Source organism: Enterococcus eurekensis (assembly GCF_042654605.1).
GTDB classification, from domain to species: domain Bacteria; phylum Bacillota; class Bacilli; order Lactobacillales; family Enterococcaceae; genus Enterococcus_I; species Enterococcus_I eurekensis.
Window position 1 is genome coordinate 1 of record NZ_JBHSGT010000031.1, and the last position, 4,073, is coordinate 4,073.

General features: G+C 35.9%; 3 protein-coding genes and 1 pseudogene. All 4 read right to left on the reverse strand.

The window, feature by feature from the left end; all coding sequences use genetic code 11:
- Nucleotides 1-328, reverse strand: a 328-nt coding sequence (locus ACFO3L_RS04870; RefSeq protein ID WP_379964421.1) for a hypothetical protein, incomplete at its 3' end; no start/stop codon positions are given.
- Between the two features lie 97 nt (nt 329-425).
- A complete protein-coding gene (gene srtB / locus ACFO3L_RS04875) occupies nt 426-1,238 on the reverse strand; it encodes a class B sortase (RefSeq protein WP_379964423.1) in 813 nt (270 codons plus the stop codon).
- On the reverse strand, nt 1,231-1,827 hold the full coding sequence (locus ACFO3L_RS04880) for a PAS domain-containing protein (protein ID WP_379964425.1): 597 nt from the start codon (nt 1,825-1,827) through the stop codon (nt 1,231-1,233). The genes srtB and ACFO3L_RS04880 overlap by 8 nt, the downstream gene beginning before the upstream one ends.
- Nucleotides 1,828-2,366: 539 nt before the next feature.
- Nucleotides 2,367-3,948 (reverse strand): annotated as a pseudogene (locus ACFO3L_RS04885) (IS3 family transposase).
- Nucleotides 3,949-4,073 lie beyond the last annotated feature (125 nt).

The following is a 4,073-nucleotide window of genomic DNA, read 5'->3' on the forward strand; positions in this document are numbered from 1 at the left end:
TATTCTCTGTCGTCTCTGCTTTTATGCCTTCTTCAGATGTTTTTACCTCATCTTTTTTTGATTCTGTATCTTTATTTATATCGGGTACCTTTACATCGGTATTATCCAGTTCTTCATTTGTTTTCTCCGAAGGAGCGGCAGTAAATTCTATGTCTGCATTTCCTTCATGCTCCATATCATCCTCCTCATAAGAAACTGTAACCTGATCAGTGTTGCTATCCGATATCTGTAAATCTGCAGCATACACAATATGCACCTGCGAAAACAAGATATCCACGCATAATATTGTTGCAATCATTCTGTTTTTGATTTTTCTTTTTTTCTTCATACACAAACTCCCTAATTTATACTTTTATTGCAATCGCATTCCCGATGATCTTCCCATTATATTTCTTTATCCTATACTCATTTTATGAAACAGTACCTTAATCCTGCATAAACGGATTAAGTTTCGTTTCATATACCGGCTGGCATATAAGAACCATCCGCTCCAATAACCCATTTCCTGTACAGGTAGACAGTGTAATCATTGGAAGATCTACATTGTAACCATTACCGGTATCATATATAGACATAGACGCTTCTTTTGTCACGTGCTCAGCATATCTGTCTCCAAACTCCACTGTATATGTTTCAGATGCATCCGTAGCTTTATGCACAGATATGATCTGGTATTTTCTCTCCCAGTACGGTGTGAACAGCCAAACTTCCTTATGATCTTCATAAAATGCTGCTTCCTTATATTTATTGATCACTGCAAACATACTGCCATTCTTCATGTTATGTCCGTAAAGAACTGTGTTATAGTCGGAAAAATCCATGCGGTTATACGCATTCATAAAAATTGTTCCGCAGGAATTCTTTTTTCCATCAAAAGCCCTTTTTAAATAATACTGATTATCCTTGGTCTGTACGATCGGATAATCCACCACTGTACCCGGAATCTTCACCCACGCAACAACATCCGGATTTATCGCCCGCAGGCTTTTCCAGTCAATGTAATACGTCTGATCTTTAACAGCATCCGGCAATGTTTCATCCACTAGAGTAATATATTGCTGAAGATCACCATAGGTCTCTTCCGCTTTGAAATAATCAAGCGTTCCATACCAGATACCCGCCCCTGAAAGCAGGATACAGAAGACACATATTCCAATAATAACCTTATCCATTGTTCCAAAGATGCAGCTTCGAACCGCCTTTGATTTTTGATATCTATTATTTTTTTTATTACCCATCTTGTCTATGTTTACCATCAATAATTTTGTCGGAAATCTCTTTTTCTTTTAACTTATACGGCTTTCGCAATTTCCATATTAAATACCTGCAACAGTAAGTATTTAATAACCGACCAATCTTTTCATAGGAAGAAATATATGAGCGCAATTCCCTTTCGCCTAAAAGTCCACTGATATTATCTGCTTTCGGGGTATTTCCTATTTCATTCACACATCCTATAAGATAATGAGGTTTTCCATCTTTATCATCAACGACTTTTCCACGACAATTAATCCATACTGGCATTCCGTTTTTATCAAGCCATCTGTAATACAGATTATAATCCTTTTCTTTTCCTTCTATTATATGCTGTAAATCTTCCGCGATCATAGAGCGGTCTTCTTTATATACAAAAAGCTGAAAACTGTTGACTGCATCATCAAAAGAATTACCTGACATCATAAAACTATCCACTGCTATCTGTGAAATTCTGAAAGTGTTTTTCTGCAAATTCATAATGTAAAGATAATCATCCATACTTGGTGCAAATAATTCTATTAAATCTTCTGCAGCTATTTCATTAACCAATTTGCGTATGCCTGTATCCATAATGTAAGTCCCTTTCTGTATATATATGACATCCTTAGACATCTATATCATTTTATTCTGCAACTTTAAATTTCCTGATCATTTCACGCAGACTTTCTGCTTCGCTACTTATTTCCTGACTGAAAGCTACACATTTCTCAAATGTTACTGCATTTGACTGTACAACATTATTTATCTGTTCAATTCCCTGATTTATTTCCTTTACTGTTATTTTGCCCTTTTTATATCAAAGTTTTTCTTCAAAGTCAATAGATTTCAGTCATCGTTCTTATTTTCTATTTTTCACACAAATTTCTTATGCCACCACCCCGAAAATCCATCACGGTGTTTGTAAAGTAAGTTGTCGTATTTAATATAATTAGTTTCTATACATATATTTATTGCTTCGTTCCCGATTTGCCATTGACATGGAGCCTCTACCTATATGGTTTTGGTACCTGAAGGCATGGCTTATATAAAGGTACTGCCTTCTTCAGAGGCTACCATATAGGCTTCTCCATATCAATGGTTCGCTAAAGCCAAATCTATCTATATTTAGATTAATTGCTTCTGTGTAATAAGCCATTTTCTTCCTCCTCGTCAATAGGGTTAAGCGATACATATTCAGGTAATGTCCAGTCTCTGATGCCTTTTGACCATCTTTCTGGATGTTTTGCTTTGGCTTTTTCATAGGTTTGTTGGCGCTTTCTCATAATTTCTTTATCTAGGCCATAGTGTCTTTGGTATGGAGTTATGAATTTGATTCCGCTGTGCAGATGGATTTTGTTATACCAATTTACAAACTTTTCTACCCAAATTCTAGCTTCTTCTAGGCCTCTAAAGCCTTTGAAGGGATATTTAGGTCTATATTTCATTGTTTTGAAAAGTGCTTCTGAGTAAGGATTATCATTGCTTACTCTGGGTCTTGAAAAGGAACTCTGCACTCCTAGTTTTTCCAGTGTAGCCTGGAAGGTTGCTGCCTTCATAGGACTGCCATTGTCTGAATGTAATACCAATGGCTTCCCTGCTGTTACTTGTGATAATGTGGCCTTCCTAATTAGATACTCTGCATGTTCAGCTTTTTCTTCTTCCCAAACTTCATAAGCCACTATTAGTCTGCTGAACATGTCTATTATTAAATAAAGCTTGTAAAACTGTCCTTTGATAAATCCATTTAACCAGGTTATATCCCAAGTCCAAACTTCATTTGGGGCTGTTGCTATATGTGTTGGCGGTTCCCTTTTTACTGGTGGCTGGTTCTGCCCCTGTGAGCATTCATTTTTTCTTCCCTTAGAATTTTATAGATTGTTGATTCTGATGCTAAATATTTACCTTCATCGGCCAATTTAGGTACTATTTGTGATGGTGCTAAATCAGCATATTCAGGGTTATTGACTACTTTAATTATTTCTTTTCTTTCTGCTTCGGTTAGTTTGTTTTTAGGGGTTGGCCTTTCTATTAATGGCCTTTGGTCTTTCTTTATTTTATCTTCACTGATGCCCTGTGCAGTCCATCTTTGATAAGTTCTCTCACTGATGTTTAGTTCATCACAGGCGGGTTTCAATCTAGCACCATTTTCCCTTGCTTCATTGATCAGCATTACTGCTGTTACGCGATCTGAGTCGCTGATCATTCTTCCTCGGGGTCCCCCCAAATCGCGTTTGCTTTTTTTCTTAATACTAGTAATGCAGCTGTTTCAGCTAATGCCTTATCTTTACGCCTAAGTTCTCTCTCCAGTTCTTTATTTAAATCCTTTTCAGCCTTTAAAGATTCTTTAAGTTCCTTTGGATCTTCTTTTGCTTCTTCATTAGCCTTAAGGCATTGATTTCTCCACATTTTCACTTCATCAACATAAATTCCTTTTCTTCTGCAGTATTCTGCTAGTTCTGTTTCTGAAAAGGTTGATGTTTCAAGTACTACATGAAATTTATCTTCTGAAGTCCATTTGCTGGTAACTTTATGATTAATTGAAACTTTCATATTATCTGCTTCAGCTTTCTTAATCCATTGATATATGGTGGGTCTAGGAACCCCTAATTCATCAGAAAGACTTGTTATTGTATTATTAGGTTCTTCTAATTTTTGAAGAACAGAGGTTTTAAATTCTTCGGTATAGCTTCTTTTCTTTTTAGTTTTAGACATAATCATTCTCCTTAGGTTATTGTCATATTTCTATTATACATTATTTTTTTCTATACGTGGATAGGTTACACTGAACTAGACAATAAAAATAAGGTGTGTAAAATATAAGAAAACACACTGGAGGA